13 protein-coding genes are annotated in these 17,015 nt (G+C 48.5%); 7 read left to right on the forward strand and 6 right to left on the reverse strand.

From position 1 onward, the window contains the following. The first annotated feature begins 7 nt into the window (after nucleotides 1-7). Nucleotides 8-1,468: a S1C family serine protease gene (locus tag NDK19_RS01955; RefSeq protein ID WP_250630145.1), complete on the forward strand. Its 1,461-nt coding sequence runs from the start codon at nucleotides 8-10 to the stop codon at nucleotides 1,466-1,468. Between the two features lie 224 nt (nucleotides 1,469-1,692). Here NDK19_RS01955 and NDK19_RS01960 read toward each other — a convergent pair whose 3' ends face one another. Then, nucleotides 1,693-2,892: an aminotransferase class V-fold PLP-dependent enzyme gene (locus NDK19_RS01960; RefSeq protein ID WP_250630146.1), complete on the reverse strand. Its 1,200-nt coding sequence runs from the start codon at nucleotides 2,890-2,892 to the stop codon at nucleotides 1,693-1,695. Nucleotides 2,893-3,021: 129 nt separating this feature from the next. Here NDK19_RS01960 and NDK19_RS01965 point away from each other — a divergent pair, with 129 nt between their 5' ends. Further along, nucleotides 3,022-3,486, forward strand: a complete 465-nt coding sequence (locus NDK19_RS01965; protein ID WP_250630147.1) for an Lrp/AsnC family transcriptional regulator — start codon at nucleotides 3,022-3,024, stop codon at nucleotides 3,484-3,486. A gap of 85 nt (nucleotides 3,487-3,571) precedes the next feature. After that, on the forward strand, nucleotides 3,572-4,279 hold the full coding sequence (locus NDK19_RS01970) for a hypothetical protein (RefSeq protein ID WP_250630148.1): 708 nt from the start codon (nucleotides 3,572-3,574) through the stop codon (nucleotides 4,277-4,279). A 30-nt stretch (nucleotides 4,280-4,309) separates the two neighbouring features. Here the strand turns inward: NDK19_RS01970 and NDK19_RS01975 are convergent, their stop codons facing one another. Together NDK19_RS01975 and rpoN are read right to left on the reverse strand one after the other, a co-directional pair. After that, nucleotides 4,310-4,930, reverse strand: coding sequence for a hypothetical protein (locus NDK19_RS01975; RefSeq protein ID WP_250630149.1), 621 nt, complete (start codon nucleotides 4,928-4,930; stop codon nucleotides 4,310-4,312). Next, nucleotides 4,927-6,438, reverse strand: a complete 1,512-nt coding sequence (gene rpoN, locus NDK19_RS01980; RefSeq protein ID WP_250630150.1) for an RNA polymerase factor sigma-54 — start codon at nucleotides 6,436-6,438, stop codon at nucleotides 4,927-4,929. Before rpoN ends, NDK19_RS01975 begins: the two co-directional genes overlap by 4 nt. Before the next feature lie 118 nt (nucleotides 6,439-6,556). Between rpoN and NDK19_RS01985 the strand changes: the two genes are divergently transcribed. Further along, nucleotides 6,557-7,804: a tetratricopeptide repeat protein gene (locus tag NDK19_RS01985; RefSeq protein WP_250630151.1), complete on the forward strand. Its 1,248-nt coding sequence runs from the start codon at nucleotides 6,557-6,559 to the stop codon at nucleotides 7,802-7,804. Nucleotides 7,805-7,811: 7 nt separating this feature from the next. Here the strand turns inward: NDK19_RS01985 and porV are convergent, their stop codons facing one another. The 3 genes from porV to NDK19_RS02000 form a co-directional block, all read right to left on the reverse strand. Then, the gene (gene porV, locus NDK19_RS01990; RefSeq protein ID WP_250630152.1) at nucleotides 7,812-8,996 is read right to left on the reverse strand and encodes a type IX secretion system outer membrane channel protein PorV; all 1,185 of its coding nucleotides are present in this window, start codon (nucleotides 8,994-8,996) and stop codon (nucleotides 7,812-7,814) included. Between the two features lie 147 nt (nucleotides 8,997-9,143). Continuing rightward, the gene (gene porU, locus NDK19_RS01995) at nucleotides 9,144-12,515 is read right to left on the reverse strand and encodes a type IX secretion system sortase PorU (protein WP_250630153.1); all 3,372 of its coding nucleotides are present in this window, start codon (nucleotides 12,513-12,515) and stop codon (nucleotides 9,144-9,146) included. Between the two features lie 607 nt (nucleotides 12,516-13,122). Next, nucleotides 13,123-14,262 (reverse strand): acyl-CoA dehydrogenase, encoded by a 1,140-nt coding sequence (locus tag NDK19_RS02000; RefSeq protein WP_250630154.1) that lies wholly within the window; start codon nucleotides 14,260-14,262, stop codon nucleotides 13,123-13,125. A 193-nt stretch (nucleotides 14,263-14,455) separates the two neighbouring features. Between NDK19_RS02000 and NDK19_RS02005 the strand changes: the two genes are divergently transcribed. From NDK19_RS02005 to NDK19_RS02015, 3 genes are all read left to right on the forward strand, one after another. Next, the gene (locus NDK19_RS02005; protein WP_250630155.1) at nucleotides 14,456-15,184 is read left to right on the forward strand and encodes a TerC family protein; all 729 of its coding nucleotides are present in this window, start codon (nucleotides 14,456-14,458) and stop codon (nucleotides 15,182-15,184) included. Nucleotides 15,185-15,265: 81 nt separating this feature from the next. Beyond that, entirely contained in the window at nucleotides 15,266-15,523 is a 258-nt protein-coding gene (gene rpsT / locus NDK19_RS02010) for a 30S ribosomal protein S20 (protein WP_250630156.1), read from the forward strand. A gap of 65 nt (nucleotides 15,524-15,588) precedes the next feature. After that, entirely contained in the window at nucleotides 15,589-17,007 is a 1,419-nt protein-coding gene (locus NDK19_RS02015; protein ID WP_250630157.1) for an NADH-quinone oxidoreductase subunit N, read from the forward strand. The last annotated feature ends 8 nt before the right edge of the window (nucleotides 17,008-17,015 follow it).

A 17,015-nucleotide genomic window follows, 5' to 3' on the forward strand; every position in this document is an offset into this window, starting at 1 on the left:
AAAACTTATGGCCGGTATCAGTAAACGTTGGTTTTTTGCATCGGTGTTTGTGGCTGCCATTATGGGCGGGGCGTTTTCGCTGGGCACTTATTTGTTGTTTTTTCAACAAAAACCATTGCCTCAGCCTGTTTTGGGAGGAACTAACAGTGCAGCAAAATTTACAAGTGCATTTGAGAAGCTGACGAAAAGTTTTACTGTACCCGAAGGTATGAACTTTCTGTTGGCAGCCGAGCGAAGCACGCCTTCGGTAGTCCATATTCGCACACAGTACAAAGGCAGCGCAGGCGCTATGATGGGTTTTTTTGACGATAGCGACGAAAGCAGTCGCCGCGGCATGTCCACAGGCTCGGGAGTCATTATTTCGGAGGATGGCTTTGTGCTTACCAATCACCATGTGATTGATGAAGCCGATGAAATCGTTGTTACATTAGACGATAAGCGGCAGTTTAATGCTACCGTTATTGGGCAAGACCCGACAACTGACCTTGCACTCATAAAAATTCAGGCAAATAATCTTGTGCCCATTGCCTACGGCAACTCCGATGAAGTAAAAGTCGGGGAGTGGGTGCTTGCCGTAGGCAATCCGTTTGACCTGACCTCTACCGTTACGGCGGGCATCATCAGCGGTAAAGCACGCAATATCAACCTGCTGTTCAGCAACGATGGGCTGGCAATAGAATCTTTTCTGCAAACCGATGCGGCCGTAAATCCGGGCAACAGCGGCGGGGCATTGGTCAATCTGAAAGGCGAATTGATAGGCATTAACACCGCCATTGCCACCCGCACGGGAGGTTATGCAGGATATTCGTTTGCCGTACCGGTGAATTTGGCAAAAAAAGTAGCGGAAGACTTATACCGCCACGGTCAGGTGCAGCGCGCCCTGCTCGGCGTAAGCATCAACGAAGTAACGGACGAAGTTGCCCGCAAGTACAATTTAACGGCCATCCGCGGCATATTTGTTACCGGCGTTAATCAGGGCAGCGGGGCTGCCGATGCGGGCATACAAGCCGGTGATGTCATTATTTCCATAGACGGAAAAGAGGTTAATACCGTATCGGGTTTACAGGAGATTGTAGCACGCCACCGCCCCGGAGACAAGGTAGATATCATCATAGAAAGGAAAGGCGAGGAGAAAAAACTTCGCGTTACGCTCAAAAACAAACGCAACAGCATAGGGCTGATAAGTGCTAATCTGCAAGTTCCGCAATGGAATGCAGAAATTGAAGAGCTTAGTTCGGATGAAAAAAAACAACTCAAACTGGAAAGCGGCTTAAAAATCACCCGTCTCGGTGATGGATTGCTGAAATCTAACCGCGTGCAAGAGGGGTTTGTAATTACGCATATTGACAAAAAAGCCGTGCGCTCCATTGCAGAGTTGCAGCGCCTGTTGGCACGCAAAAAGAATAAATTCCTGCTGGAAGGGATTAACAAACAAGGCGAACGCGCATTTTTTGGTATCGGGTTTTAAGGATGTCGGTTAAACTTATACAAAAATGCAAGTGATTTGCGAAAAATGCTTTGTGTAAGTTATTGAAAATCAAATATTTAAACCTGACAGGTCTTACATACCTGTCAGGTTTGTGTATAACAGGGAGGCAGGACGCACCTTGCCCCCATTGAGCAAACAAGCAAAATCAACCGATATTCGGATTTAACCCGTATTGCAATCGGCGCTTCGTAAAATCTGATTTTCTAAATTGTTACGGCTTCCACACAACGGGCAATCCGTCGGAAAATCTCTTCCATATCGTTGTCCAAACCCACCGAAATGCGCACCAGCCCGTCGGTAAGCCCCATTTGGATACGCTCCGCCTCAGGGATTTCCGAAGAGGTGCTGCTGCCCGGCGAGCTGAACAGTGTGCGGAAGAATCCTAAACTCACTGCCAGATAGCCTACTTTTTCCTCCTGCATGGCTTCCATCAGGTCATAAGCGGCCTGTTTGGTACCCATGTCAATAACGACCATACCGCCGTAGCCATAGCCCGGGTTGAGCAGAGTGCCAAACAAACGGTGCTGTGGATGAGTAGCAAGCCCCGGATAAATAGTGCGCACTCCCATATCAACAAACGACTGGGCAAGGTAGGCCGCATTGTGGCTGTGCTGCTTCATGCGGACGTGCAGGCTGCGCAGGTTTTTCAGCACACTCGCCGAACGCATACTATCCATTACAGGGCCGAGCAGCATGGTTGCGCCAAAATTTACATCGCTCAGGTTGTTGATAAATGCCTTTCTGCCGCAGATAACGCCTGCTACCGTATCGCTTGTGCCGTTGATGTACTTTGTCAAGCTGTGGATGACCACATCGGCTCCTAATTGGGCAGGAGAAACCAGCATGGGGGCAAATGTGTTGTCCACTACCAATTGCAGGCCGTTTTCGTGTGCCAATTGCGCCAGTGCGGGGATATTGGCCACTTCCAGCAGCGGATTGCTGACTGTTTCACAATAAATAATCTTTGTGCGCGGCGTAATGGCTGCGCGGATTTTATCGGGATTGGTAATATCCACAAAGTGCGTAGTGATACCAAAGCGCGGCAGGAAATTTTTGAGCAGCGCATAGGTGCCGCCATAGACCATGCGCCCGCAGATAATCTCATCGCCATTGCCGCAAAGTTGCATCAGCGTAGCACTGATAGCCGCCATACCCGAAGCAGTAACTTGTGCAGCTTCCGTACCTTCCATCGCCGCCAGCGCATCGGAAAGGTAGCGGTTCATCGGGTTCCAGTGGCGTGAGTAGAGATAGCAGCCCGCCATCTCTTTCTCAAACATTTCTTCCATTTTGTCGGCATTGAGGAACGTATAGGTAGCCGAGTCTTCAATGGAAGGATTCACACCTCCAAATTCGCCGAAATATTGGAGGTCTTGCAGGCGCATAGCAGGGTCTTGGCTTTGCATAATCGTGTGTTGTTTACCGGTGAAGGACTAATGACAAGTGTTTGACAAAGCAAATAAAAATTCCGATTGATTTTTCAGAGGCAGAAAAAAATGCTGTTAATTTGACCAAAGCAGAAAAACATACTACAAATGGAGGATTTAGACGCAATAGACCTAAAAATTTTACGGATGCTGCAAGCCGATGCCCGCATGACGCACAAACAACTTGCCGCAGCCTTAGACCTGACCATTACGCCGGTGTTTGAGCGGGTGAAAAAATTGGAACGGCGCGGCTTCATTCGCGGCTACGTAGCCCTGTTAGAGCCGCAAAAAGTAGGTAAAGGCTTAATTGTATTTCTGACCGTTCGCCTTTCGCAACACAAAAGCGAGGTTTTGCAAGGGTTGCGGGAAGAGGTCATGCGTTTGCCCGAAGTAATGGAGTGCTACCACATAGCAGGCGAGGAAGATTACCTGCTCAAAGTAATGGTGCGCGATATTGCCGCCTACGAGCAGTTTCTGACCAATAAACTAACCAAAATTGCCCACATCAGCCACGTAAAAAGCAATTTTGTGATGTCTGTTATCAAGCAAACAACAGCTTTTGAGCTCCAATGACCAATTTGTGCAACTATCGCATTTTTTGTACTTTGAGTAACGGTTGAGGCAGCAATTTTTCTTGTGTTACTCTTTTTTTAATCCGATGAGAAATTTGGCCATTTGGGCGGCAGCACATCCTGTCGATGCCCGCTTTTTAATTGCAATGGGGCATATTTTTTTGGTATTCAATGCTTTGTGGCTTGGCTTCTTGCTATATGCCGCCAACATCCGCATACCGCAACAACTGACTTTGTTGCTTTTGCTGCTGTTTGCGGCTGTGTACTTGTTGTACCCTGCCAAACAAGCAAAATACTACACCTTCGGGCGACGCAAAGCGGCCGATTTCATTCTCATTGCAGCCTATACCTTTGCCATTGCGGGATATTATAACGCCGATTGGCTGGCCGAAGAAAAAGCCCGATACTTGGCAGAACGGCAAAGCGTTACCTTTATGCAAACAGCCACTCGCGCCCGCGAGCAACCAAGAGAGAATCTTTCGGCTTTCGGACAGGTGAAACAGTTGCGCAAGGAACTGCGTGCCGCACTCCGCCAATTAAAAGAAGACAAACCATTATCGGGCGGCATGAAAGCCTTGCTGATTGCTCTTTCCATATTAGGATTGCTCGGAGTGGCATTATTAGTTGCCGGTATAGCCTGCAATATTGCCTGCTCCGGCAGTGAAGGGCTGGCATGGGTAGTGCTGATTTTAGGCTGGTCGGGTATTATCTTTTTGGCGGTGCTATTAATAAGGGGCATCATACGCCGCCCAACCAAGCGGAAAGTACCGCAAACCGTTGAGCAAACGCAATAAAAAGGGCTTACGCAGCAGGTTGTGTAGGTATTAAGCCAACAGCAGCAGCCCTGCATAGCAAGTACCAAACCCCACCACAGAGCCGACCAGCAATTCACCGGGCGTGTGTGCTTTCAGCGCAAGTCTGGCCGAAAGAATAACGCCCCAAACCAGTACGGCAGCCATCAGCGGATAGAGAAAATCCGAGTCGGGGAAGGTTTGCTGCAAACTTATCAGCGCACCCGCTACTCCACTGATGCCTGTTGCATGAGCACTGATTTTATAAAAAAACGTAGTCAGCAATACTATAAAAACCGCTATGCAAATAGCAACCATCATTGCCGGCAGCAATATAACCTGCGGCAATTTGGTGAAAAAGTAAAATGCCGCTCCGCCATAAGACACGAGGCTAATCAGAAAAGGCAAAAAACGGTCTTTTCTTTCGGGTAGTGTCAGGTCTTTAATGATGCCGATTTGGTGCAAAAACACCAGTGCCATTGCCGGCATAAGAAAAGTCGTAATAAATACCAACCCCAACAGCATCAGCCTGAGCGAATCGGTGTATTGTAATAACTCGGCAGGGCCATTAAAAAGTACCAATGCGGAAAGATAAGTACCCATTAGCGAAGGGTGCATCACTACCGAAACAAATTGCGCAAGCGGTTTGCTCATAGCTCTTTGCGCAGGCGCGCCACAGGAATATTCATCTGTTCTCTGTATTTGGCAACGGTACGTCGCGCAATGTTGTAGCCCCTTTCGTTCAACATTTTTTCTAATTTATCGTCCGAATAAGGTTTACGCTTGTTTTCGTTGTCTATAATTTCTTTAAGGATAAACTTCACCTCTTTGCTGCTGACATCTTCCCCAGAGTCGGTGCTGATGCTTTCCGAGAAAAAGTGTTTGAGCGGGAAAACGCCAAACTCTGTTTGTACCGATTTGCTGTTGGCCACGCGCGAAACCGTAGAAATATCCATCCCGATTTTTTGTGCAATATCTTTGAGAATCATGGGTTTCAACTTGCTTTCATCGCCTTCTCTGAAATACTCCTGCTGATACTCCACAATGGCGTTCATGGTTTTCAACAGCGTCTGCTGACGTTGTTTAATGGCATCAATAAACCATTTGGCAGCATCCAGTTTTTGTTTAAGAAACATCACGGCCTGCTTGAGTGTTTTATCTTTTTTGCTGCCTTTTTCGTAAGAATCAAGCATCTCCATATAGGAGCGGCTGATGCGCAAGTCGGGTGCGTTGCGGGCATTCAGGGTCAGGTGAAAGCGCCCCGCATCATCGGTACGCAAAATAAAATCGGGAGTAATGTAATGGTTGCGCGAAAAGTCGCTGGTGCTTTCCCCGGGTTTGGGGTTCAGGTGCACAATCACATCCACCGCTTCTTTGAGTTGATCTTCGGTGATATCTAATCGCTTTTCAATTTTGTGGTAATGCTTCTTGATAAATTCATCGAAGCACAGCGAGATAATGCGCAGCGCATTGCGAACGTTGGGGTCGCGTTGGTCTTTGCGCTTCAACTGCAATTCCAAACATTCCTGCAAATTGCGGGCAGCAATACCCGGCGGCTCAAAGGTCTGAATTTGGTGCAGGATTCTCTCCACCTCTGCCTCGTCGGTCTCAATGTTTTGTGTAAACACAAGGTCATTGACAATGCCCTGCAACTCGCGGCGGATGTATCCTTCACTGTCTATGTTGCCTATCAGTTGTACCCCGATGGCATATTCGCGCTCGTCTAAGTCTAAATATCCGAGTTGAGACATCAGCGAGTCGGTCAATGAATCGCTGGTAGAAAGAGGCATTTCGCGGTCTTCCTCGCTGCCCGGCCCGTCGCCTTGCATTTTGTAGCCTGCATCGTCATTGTCGGGCATGTAGTCCGACATGCTGAAATCCATGCTGTCCAAACTCTCGTTTTCTTCGTGTCCATATTCTTCGTCTATGCCTTCGCCCAAATCATCCACTTCGTCGTAGTCATCGTCAGCCCCGCTTTCCTCTTTTTCTTTGGCATAATCATCCTCGTCGCTGCGCCCCTCTTCTAATGCAGGGTTTTCTGCCAATTCTTCCTCAATACGCGACTGCAACTCGGCAGTAGGCACCTGCAAAAGTTTGATAAACTGAATCTGCTGGGGCGACAGTTTCTGCGTAAGCGACTGAATCTGTGTTATCTTCTGCATAATCGTCGAGTTGAAAAGAAGACAATAATATGGAACGCTTTTTGCTAAGTTACGCGTTTTCCATAAAAAGAGTTTAACTTACCTATAATATTTTTCATTGCAACGCATGGCTCTCCTTATGAAACTCCGTATCGTTTTGGCACTTTTCGCGGGATTTTTTTGGGGCATAGCCACTGCACAGCCCCCTGTCAGCTATTTCTCCATCAGCCGCGACTCGGCAGCACAGCAGAAGGCTTTTTACCTGAACAACGCCGATGAGATAGAAGAACATGCCAACCGATTGTTCAATCAGGGCAATTTTGCCGCCGCATTAGTTTACTATGACCGATTGGTCGGTGTGCAACCTCAACAGTGGCGTTTCTACTTTGGGCGCGCGCGCTGCTTAGAAGAGATGCAAGCCACCGAAGAAGCCTTGGAAAACTACGACTACGCACTCGCCCTGAATCCTGATTTTGCCGATGCGCTGTTCAATCGCGCCAATCTTCGCTTCCAAAAGGGGCTGTACGGATTCACTATTGCCGATATGGATAAGCTGCTGGAACTGCCCGATGAAAAAATGCCTTCCACCAACGCCATTTACTTTGTGCAAAGCCATGCCGGAACAGTGGGCGCTTTCAGTATGAAAACCCGCAAGATGCCTGCCTATAGGTTGCGGGCAAAGGCCAAAGAAAAAACGGGGAATATTGCCGGCGCAATTGAGGACTACACCGCTGCCATTGGCGACGGACAAACGGCAGATGCAGACCTTTACTATGCGCGAGGAAGCCTGTACAAGCAGTCAGGACGGGCAAAAGAAGCTCAGGAGGACTTTCAGCGTGCCTTGGTGAAAGACCCGCAACACCATCAGGCAATGCTCGCCTTGGGCATCAGTGCGGGAAAAGCAAAGAAAAACCGCTTGGAGGCCATCTTAGCCGAACAGCCCGAAAATGCCATTGCGCTTGCTCAAAGGGGGGCTGTTTTGCTGGAAGAAAAAAAGTATACGGCAGCACTCACCGATTTTGACAGTGCGGAGTACTACGGCTATCGGGAAGCCGCACTCTACATCAATCGCGGTATAGCCAAAGAAAAACTCAATCGGATAGAAGCTGCACTGGCCGATTTTTCGCAGGCCATCGGCATTTCCCCTGTTGCCAAAGCCTATAACCTCCGCGCCAACTGCTATTTTAAACAAGGCAACTACGAAAAGGCAATTGCCGACTATACGCAGTCGCTGGCACTGGATGCTGCACAGGCAGATGTTTACTATAACCGCGGCATTGCCTGCCACAATGCCCGCCGAAAAAGTGAAGCCTGCGCCAACCTGAAAACAGCCGTTTCGTTAGGCCATCAGGCAGCGCAGGCTGCATATGATAAACTTTGCAAGTAATTGAGGCTTACTCGGCTGCCGGCTCGGCATCGTTGCCCACAGCGTTTTTGCCGCCAAAGTTGAACAAGAGCGAAAAGCGGAGCGAATCGGCAAGCGGCATGTTTTGGCGCATCGGAATCAGGTAGGCAAAGTTGATATTCAAGGTGTTGAATTTCAGACCTGCGCCTACGGTTGCAAACTTGCGCCCGCCTTTGGTGTCCGACTCGTGGAAATAGCCGCCACGCAGTGCAAAAATGTCGTTGTACCAATACTCTGTTCCAAAAGCAAGCATAATTTCCTGTATTTCTTCGCTGAAAGGCGCATCGGTAAATGAGCCAAAAATACCCGACACAAGCGAACGGTTCGGGATAGTCAGCCTGCCGTTTTGCACCACCGGCGAAGGCACCATCAGCTTGTTGATGTCAAAGGCCAGCGTCAATTTGTTGTATTCGTCAAACTCGCCTGTTACGGCAGTTCCCAAACGCAGGTTGGTAGGAATAAAATCGCGGCTTTCGGGGTCGTTGTAGGTCAGTTTCAGACCTACGTTGGAAATATTACCGCCAAATGCCACCGTTGCCGGAATGTTGCCTAATGTTGTTTGAGATTGGTAATAAACACCCAAATCAACGGCAACAGTATTGCCGGGTTGTGCATTTACATTGGTTCCCGCATTGCTGATATTGCCCGCCAAGTTGGAGTGAATGAAACGAAAGGCAGGTGCAATACTCAAATTGCTGGAAAGTTTACGGGCATACGTAATATCAACTGCTATTTCACGGGGGTTAAACTCCTGCAAAGGATTGCCCACCAAGTCGGTAAATTGCATACTTCCCAAATTCATGTAGCGGATAGAGCCGCCAATGGTTTCCAGTTTGCTTAACCGTTTGTAGCCCGACAGATAGCTCAACCACATATCGTTTACCAAGCGCATCAACCATGGGTTGTAGGACAAGCTAAATCCGCTGGCTTGCTCAATAAATGCCAACTTTGCCGGATTCCAATGGATAGCGTTTGCATCAGGGGAAATTGCAGCACCTACATCGCCCATTGCTCCCGAACGGGAATCGGGTGCAATTGTCAGAAACGGCACGGCAACGGGAATCACGCGGCGGTTTTGGTCTTGCCCCAATACGCTCCCTGAGTTTTGTGCTGACAACCAAAAGGGTAGAAAACCAAAACAGAGTACTGCAAGTGCTCTTTTGTTGAAAAACATAAAGTTTGAAATTAAGAGAAATGTAACTTTACCAGAATAAAATGTGGGTAAAGAATAGCGGCATAGGCAAAAGGCTTGCGGATGAATTTTAATAAAAGTTAAAATATCAGCAATATTAATTTCTGGAAGCCAAAAAAGCAAAACGGCTTACCTCATTACGGCAAGTCTGCCGGTAAATGCGGTTTGCTCTTTTTCGGCGGTTAATGTCTCTACCGTAATCCGATACATGTAGATGCCTTTGGCAAGCGTGCGCACCGTTGCGTCAAACCCTTCCCAAATCAGTTCTACCTGCTCATTTCTTACATTGTACAGGTCTGTTTGTTGTTGCATGATTTGCCTGCCTGTCAATTCATAAACGGCAACCGTTACCTTAAAATCCGCCCCGATGCGGTTGTGCGTAAATTGCCAACGCACTTGGTCAGTTGCTGCCGTTACGGGGTTCGGATATACTTTGGTATTGTCCAAACGCAGCGGGTCTTCCTCCACCACAAAGCGAATTTCAGCTTCGGCGGGGTTATTGTGCACGTCCCAAGCCTTTACCCGCAGGGTGTGTTCTCCCTTGGCGAGGTCGTGCAGCGGAAACCGCAGGCTGCCGCGCCGCGAATCGTCCAAGGCAGCGCGATAAAATCTGTTCAACAGGAAAACTTGCTGCCCGTCCAGCGTAGCGGTAATGTCTTGACCAATACCCATACTGCTGATATTGATACCTGTATCATCCTGCAAAAAAGCCAGTAACTCTGTATCAGACCGCGTGCGCCCACCGTTTTGAAACTGCTCGTTGTCCATAAACAACCTGATTTGCGGCGGTGTATTATCCGATACAACCGTTGTTGCAGTGCCTCCCACGGTGATATTCCATGCACCGACAGCGTCGGTATTGCGGGCGGCATCCATCGCATAGGCACTAATGCGCCCCTGCCCGAAGGCATAGTTGATGTTTTTAGGCATGGTGAACTGCACGGCAAACCGCCCCTGACGCACGCTCACTTCTCCGCGGAACAGTGCAGCGGGTCTGTCGCGATAAACGGCAGGCGCATCCTCATCGCCAAGCGTTTGCAACTCAAATTCCTTTTCCAGCACTTCTATTTGCAGCGTACCGTTAAAATTCGCATCTAACATGCCCTGCCTTCTGATTTCGCCTGCAAGTGTAACATTGGCCAGCGCTTTGAGCGTATCGGGAGCATTTGTCAGCACAATTTCTTGGGCAGGATAGGCAAGGCGCATGGAGGGGTCGCCCAGCAGCGCAAAGTTCCGATTGACTACGCCATTCACGCTGTTGTTTTTGGTTTGTCGCTGAATGTCGCCAAGCCGTGGCATCGTGCCGTTCACGGGTGTAAACGCCGCATTGTAAAATGCTTCATTGAGGATAAAATTCGTACTCGAGAAAACAGGTCGCGTAGTGGTAACTAAGGCAATCGCCCCTCCGCGTGGATTGAGCAATGCAAATTCTGCCCCCGAAGTAAGAAAAGGGTTGTCATAACGGCCAAATTCGCAGGTAGCCGTTATCATCAGCGGCAAACGGTCGTAGTTTGTCCAGTTGTTAATTTGTACCACATCCAACACTGCCTCCGATGCCCAGCCCGTTTCCGAACCGTGTCCGGTATAGTTTACCATCAGCGCGCCATCGGCAATTTGTTGGTTGAGCGCATCGCGTGCTGCCGGCGAGCGCCGCCCCGTAGGTGTGGCCACTTGGGGGAAGGCATCAATGTAAACTTTCTGTACCTGAAAATTGCGGCCGCGCCGCTGTGCCAACGACGAAAGTTGTTCGCTGTCTGCCAAATGGATATTGAAATCGCCGTCATCGGCTACGAACACAAGGCGACTGCGCCAGTTGCCCAATGCGGCGGCAGTGGTGTAATGTATCAGTTTATCAACCATTGCGGCTGCCTCGCGGGCTGTTTTGGCAGGCAGGCGACCCACGCCTATTTCCATGTTATACACGCTGCCGAAATCTTCTTCCCATTCGCCCTCGTGCTCATCAAAAAAACCGAAGTAATCGTCTGACGAAAAACTGAAAATAGGGTGCAGCGACTCATACGACTCGTACACGGGGACAAAGTTCGTATTGTTCGGGTTTCGGTCTTTGTAGTCATAAGAGGCATCGCCAAACAGCAGCAGGTATTTCAGGCGGCTTTGCGGTTGCAGGTAGCGCAGTCGGGCAAAGTCGCGGATGGCGGTCAGGTCTTTTCGCCCCGAGGCAAACTCATTGTATATCTGCGTGGTAGTTACTACTTCCACCGCCAGCCCGTCGTTCTGTTGACGAAATGCCGCCAGCCGTTGCGCTTCCGGCAGAAACTGGGGGGCTGTTACTATCAGCAAGTCGGGGTTAGTGACAGTACCGCGCAGGTTTTGCCGCGCTGATACGCCCGTAAAACGCGGCTCCGGCAGACCTTCCATGCGAAAAAGGGCGTACTCGCGCAGTTGCAACTGGGGATTGGCAACACTAAAAATTGCCTCGTTGCCCGCATTGCGCAATGCAATTGTTTGCGGGGCGGCAAAGTTGGTAACATCCCAAACTTGTAAGTCGGCCGTGGCATTGGCTATGCGAAAAGTGCTTGCCCTTTGCTCCGCCGCTGCAAACGACCGAAAAAAAGTGGCGTTGTCATACAGTTGCAGGCGGCGCTGAAAATTAAGCGACACGTAGTCCAAATGCCCAAAAGCTGCGTTGTTTCCTGCCCTGTCGTAGCGAATACGTACTGCGAATTCATTGTTGGCAGGCGTGGCGGCAGGTATGATATTAAAAGTTGCTTCGGCAATAGTTCCGCGGCGCGCATAGGTAGAAATAGGTACGGCACCTATGCGACGGCTGCCCAGTTCTTGCCCGTTCAGTTGCCAGATAAACGAGGTTTCCGTGGCAGATTGCGCCATCACGGCCGACTGCACTTGTACCGCTGTGCCGCTTACCCACCCCGTGGCAGGAAAGCGCAGCGTATGTTCGGTCAGGAAGTCAAAACGTTCGCCAAACCAACGCCGCCCCGAATTGACGATGTTAAACTCGTCTTTTTCGTAGTACAGAAATTCCTGAAACTCTGTAATGGCATTACCCGATTCGGGGGCAGGGCTTTGTTGGCTGATGCGTCGGCCGTTAACGCTGCCGATAATAAGGAAACAATAATTCAGGTCGTCGTAAAGGTTTTTTTCATGTTGCAGCAGGCGGCGGTTGCGGTCGGCAGTAATCTTGTCCGCTCCCTGCGCATAAAACAGAATGAAGTCTTCTGCATCAAATCTGCCGTCCTGTTCGCCCTGTACGTAGATAGCAAGCTCGGTTAATGGGGAGCGTGGCGCACTGTTGGCCTGTGGTAACATGCCGCCCTCGCTACTGAAAATCTGAATCCGTCGCGGGTCTATCTCTGCGGCATTGATACCCATAGACGTTAAAAATGCCCGATTGATGCGATAGATTCCGGTTTTAGGAATTGCCATGCGATAGCTGTTGCCACCGGCAAGAGGCTGTGCGTTTGCACAGAAGCCCGCAACGGCAACAACAAGAACGATGAACAGCAAAAAAAATCGGTTCATGGATGAACATAGCTTGGTTTGTTCAAATTTACACCGATAATGTCAAGATAAAAAAAGAACCTGCTCTCAGGGAGGGCAGGCTCTACAGCTTTAACAATTAAACCAAATAATCCTTAAAAAATGTCGAATCTTGTTCTTCAACTCTCTCTGGTGCAAATGTAGACAATCCTACAATACGATTTTCAGCTATTCGACGAAACGGGCGTTTTATCCGATGAACCTTCTAAGAAAAATCGATGAAACAGGCATTTTATCCGATTTCGATAAAAGGTGCATTTACCCTAAGCCCCGTTTTGTGCCTGCATCCTCAACAAATTTGGTGCTGTATAAGCCGTGTTTCGTCGTTGTCCAATATTGATTTTGTACAAGTTGATACGCGAGCATAAAAAAAGAGCCTGCTCTCAGGGAGGGCAGGCTCTACAGCTTTAACAATTAAACCAAATAATCCTTAAAAAATGTTGAATCTTGTTCTTCAACTCTCTCTGGTGCGAAGGTAAGCAATCCAACAATACAATTTTTAACTATTCGATGAAACAGGCGATTTTTCCGACGAAGTCCTCAAAAAGCCGATAAAACGGCCATTTTCCCGATTTTTATCGGGGATGAATTATTTCAAAAGTCCGCGGGAAATTACAATTTTCTGAATCTCGGAAGTGCCCTCATAAATTTGGGTAATCTTCGCATCGCGCATCAGACGCTCTACGTGGAACTCCTTCACGTAGCCGTAGCCGCCGTGGATTTGTACCGCTTCTGTGGTAACATCCATTGCTACCTGCGAAGCAAAGAGTTTCGCCATTGCACTTGCATGTGCATAGTCGGCGTGCTCATCTTTCAGATAAGCCGCTTTGAGGCAAAGCAGGCGTGCCGCTTCTATCTGAGTAGCCATATCGGCGAGCTTAAAGGCAATCGCCTGATGTTTATGAATTTCCTGACCAAAGGCTTTGCGCTCTTTGGAGTATTTCAGTGCCAATTCGTAAGCACCGGAAGCAATGCCCAATGCTTGTGCGGCAATACCGATACGCCCGCCGTTGAGTGTTTCCATGGCAAAAGTGAACCCGAACCCGTCTTCGCCGATGCGGTTTGCTTTGGGCACTTTTACGTCGGTAAACATCAGCGAGTGGGTATCTGAACCGCGGATGCCGAGTTTGTTCTCTTTTTTGCCAACCACAAAACCGGGCGTATCGCGCTCCACAATCAGCGCATTAATCCCTTTGTGTCTTTTTTCGGGATAAGTTTGTGCAATCACAATGTAAACAGAGGCGCTGTTGCCGTTGGTAATCCAGTTTTTAGTACCGTTGAGCAGGTAATAGTCGCCCATGTCAATGGCTGTGGTGCGCTGGCTGGTTGCATCGCTGCCCGCTTCAGGCTCTGAAAGGCAAAACGCACCGATGATTTCTCCTTTTGCCAGACGCGGAAGGTACTTGCGCTTTTGCTCTTCGGTACCGAAAGTTTCCAACCCCCAGCAAACAAGCGAATTGTTTACCGACATACATACCGAAGCGGAAGCATCTACTTTGGAAATTTCTTCCATAGCCAGCACATACGAAATCGTATCCATGCCGCTGCCCCCGTATTCGGGCGACACCATCATACCCATAAAACCTAACTCTCCCATTTTTTTGATTTGCTCGGCAGGGAAAATCTGGTGCTCATCGCGTTCAATTACACCCGGCAGCAATTCGGTTTGTGCAAACTCACGTGCAGCCTGCCGCACAGCCAGGTGCTCTTCTGTCAGTTGAAAATTCATAATCTAAATGCTGTTTGGTTGGAGAAATATACGGCTTCAAATTTAGCGGCTTTTTTGCAGGAATCGGATATGTTTTACAAAAAAGTATGCGTGCATACCAATTACCTCTTGCAGCGGATTTTATTAAATCGGCCGCCATTTCTGCATTTCACATCAGTTCTCGTAAATTGCCGCGTTTTTCATCTGAAACACTATGTTCGACGTATTGTTTACCTCCGAAGGCATCATCAGTTTGCTTACGCTGACTGCCCTTGAAATTGTTTTAGGCATTGATAACGTAATTTTTATTTCCATCATCGCTTCCCGACTGCCTGCCGCACAGCAACCAACAGGCAGAAGAGTGGGGCTGTTATCTGCCTTGGTTGTTCGCTTGCTGCTGCTTATGGTCGTGCAATGGATTATAGGGCTGAATGCAGACTTGTTTACCTTTATGGACATTGGATTCAGCGGAAAAGACCTGATTTTGATGGCCGGCGGCCTGTTTCTGATAGCCAAAAGCACCTCGGAGATTCACGCCAAAATGGAACACGCCGGCAAAACGGAAGACGAGCTAAAAAACACAATCACGGCCGGTTTTATGCTGGTTATGGCGCAAATCATTTTTGTGGATATTGTTTTTTCTTTTGACTCTATCCTGACCGCGATTGGCTTGGTAAAAGAAATCATCATTATGGCTATTGCCATTATTATTTCCATTGGCGTAATGGTAGCATTTGTAAACCAAATCAGCGAATACGTAGAACGCCACCCCACGGTAAAAATGCTGGCACTGTCATTTCTGATTATGATTGGCGTATTGTTGGTTGCCGAAGGTTTAGATTTCCACTTTCCAAAGGGTTATGTGTACTTTGCAATGGCCTATTCCTTCATTGTAGAACTGCTCAATATTCGCTTGCGCAAAAAAAGCGGCGCAAAGTTTTGATAATAAGCAAACTACTTCTAATTTTGCAGTCCTTATCGGAATTGCAACCAACCGTTTCTGACGATAAATATATTTTGAGCAATGGCAAATCATAAGTCTGCATTAAAAAGAATTCGCTCTAACGAAACTAAGCGTGCGCGCAATCGTTATCAGCATAAAACAACTCGCACCTTGATTAAGAATTTGCGTGCGATGAACAACAAGGAGGAAGCACAAGCTCTGCTGAAAGTTGTTTATTCCAAACTCGACCGTTTGGCTCGCAAAAACATCATCCATTGGAAGAAAGCTGCTAACAACAAGTCTAAACTGACTAAGTTTGTTGCTTCAATGGCTTCTTAATTGAGCCTTCGTTCAAAAGAAATGAAAATCAGCCACCTTCAAGGTGGCTTTTCTGTTTACAGGCTGTGCAACTTTTCCCCGAAAATATCACCCGCGACTTATGGCTGCTGTGGCCTGAAATAGCCGTAGCTGCACTGACAGTGGTTTTATTGATGATACAAACAGCTCTTGGCAAGCATCGCAGGCAGTGGTCATCGTGGGCTGTCGGTGTCGGATTGTCGGGTATATTAGCCGCCCTTGCCGCTCAACCTGTCGGCGAAACACAGGTGTTTTTCTCAGAAATGCTGCTGGCAAGTCCTTTGGTGTGGCAGTTCCATATGCTGTTAGTGAGCGGAACACTGCTAACCATGCTTCTGGGGCAGATTTTCCCGCCCAAACCATTTGCGGATGACAGCAAACCCGAATATTACACTCTGCTCTGCGGTGCATTGCTTGGCTTGCTGCTGATGGTGCGTACGCAAAACCTGCTGATGCTGTTCATGGCGCTGGAAACGATTTCCATATGCAGCTACGGCCTTGTTTTTTTTGCTTCCGGAAAAAAAACGACAGAGGCAGGGGTAAAATATATTCTGTTCGGTATTTTCTCAAGCGCTCTCATGCTTTATGGCATTTCGTTGTGGTGGAGCGCAACAGGCAGTCTTTCTTTGGCGCAAGTTTCTTCCGATGTGCTGCCTGTGTGGGGGGCAAGGTTGGTTTTCCTGCTCATTTTGAGCGGACTGTTATTCAAAACTTCTGCCGTACCGTTTCACATCTGGACTCCCGATGTGTTGGAAGGAGCACCGCTGCCTGTTGCCGCCTTCTTTTCCGTTGTGCCCAAAGCGGGTGCATTGGCTGCTATTATGACGCTGCTCACACCCGCCACAAGTCAGCCGCAGGCGCTCTCAATGCTTTCGGTGCTTGCCATATTGGCCGTACTTACTTTGATTATAGGTACGCTGGCGGCTATTCGGCAGACCAATATGCGCCGTCTGATGGCATATTCGGCTATTGCGCAGGCAGGTTTTATACTGGCCGCAGCAGTTGCAATGGCACCCACAGCATTAATTTACTATTTGTGGGTATATCTGGCGCTCAATTTTCTTGCCTTCGGTGTGATGGCATGGGTAGAGCCTGAACGGCAAAGTCAAGAGATTGGCGCATTTGCAGGGGTTGGCAAAGCAGCACCTACAGCAGGAGTTGCTATGTTGGTGGCAATGGCAGGTCTAATCGGCTTACCGCCTACGGCAGGTTTTGCCGCTAAATTACTGGTGTTTTCAGCACTTTGGCAGCAGTGGCAACAACTGCAAAGCACTTGGCTTATCCTGCTGTTTGTCAGCGGCTTATTTGCTACGGTGATTTCCGTTTACTTCTATTTCAAAGTTCCTTACCAAATGTTTTTCCGTGAAGGGCAAGTATTGCGCCGACTCTCTATTTTACAGCGATTGTGGCTGATAGTACTCTCCATAGCCGTTATTGCCCTGTTGGTACTGAACAATTTTCACTAATTGGTGGT

Origin of the sequence: Rhodoflexus caldus (assembly GCF_021206925.1) — a bacterium.
Lineage (GTDB): Bacteria > Bacteroidota > Bacteroidia > Cytophagales > Thermoflexibacteraceae > Rhodoflexus > Rhodoflexus caldus.

Bases quoted from the DNA above. Each gene is read 5' to 3' on its own strand.
- porU (WP_250630153.1), bottom strand. From the start codon at position 12,515: ATGAACCGATTTTTTTTGCTGTTCATCGTTCTTGTTGTTGCCGTTGCG.
- rpsT (WP_250630156.1), top strand. From the start codon at position 15,266: ATGGCAAATCATAAGTCTGCATTAAAAAGAATTCGCTCTAACGAAACT.
- NDK19_RS01970 (WP_250630148.1), top strand. From the start codon at position 3,572: ATGAGAAATTTGGCCATTTGGGCGGCAGCACATCCTGTCGATGCCCGC.
- NDK19_RS02000 (WP_250630154.1), bottom strand. From the start codon at position 14,262: ATGAATTTTCAACTGACAGAAGAGCACCTGGCTGTGCGGCAGGCTGCA.
- NDK19_RS02005 (WP_250630155.1), top strand. From the start codon at position 14,456: ATGTTCGACGTATTGTTTACCTCCGAAGGCATCATCAGTTTGCTTACG.
- NDK19_RS01975 (WP_250630149.1), bottom strand. From the start codon at position 4,930: ATGAGCAAACCGCTTGCGCAATTTGTTTCGGTAGTGATGCACCCTTCG.
- NDK19_RS01965 (WP_250630147.1), top strand. From the start codon at position 3,022: ATGGAGGATTTAGACGCAATAGACCTAAAAATTTTACGGATGCTGCAA.
- NDK19_RS01955 (WP_250630145.1), top strand. From the start codon at position 8: ATGGCCGGTATCAGTAAACGTTGGTTTTTTGCATCGGTGTTTGTGGCT.
- porV (WP_250630152.1), bottom strand. From the start codon at position 8,996: ATGTTTTTCAACAAAAGAGCACTTGCAGTACTCTGTTTTGGTTTTCTA.
- NDK19_RS01985 (WP_250630151.1), top strand. From the start codon at position 6,557: ATGAAACTCCGTATCGTTTTGGCACTTTTCGCGGGATTTTTTTGGGGC.
- NDK19_RS01960 (WP_250630146.1), bottom strand. From the start codon at position 2,892: ATGCAAAGCCAAGACCCTGCTATGCGCCTGCAAGACCTCCAATATTTC.
- rpoN (WP_250630150.1), bottom strand. From the start codon at position 6,438: ATGCAGAAGATAACACAGATTCAGTCGCTTACGCAGAAACTGTCGCCC.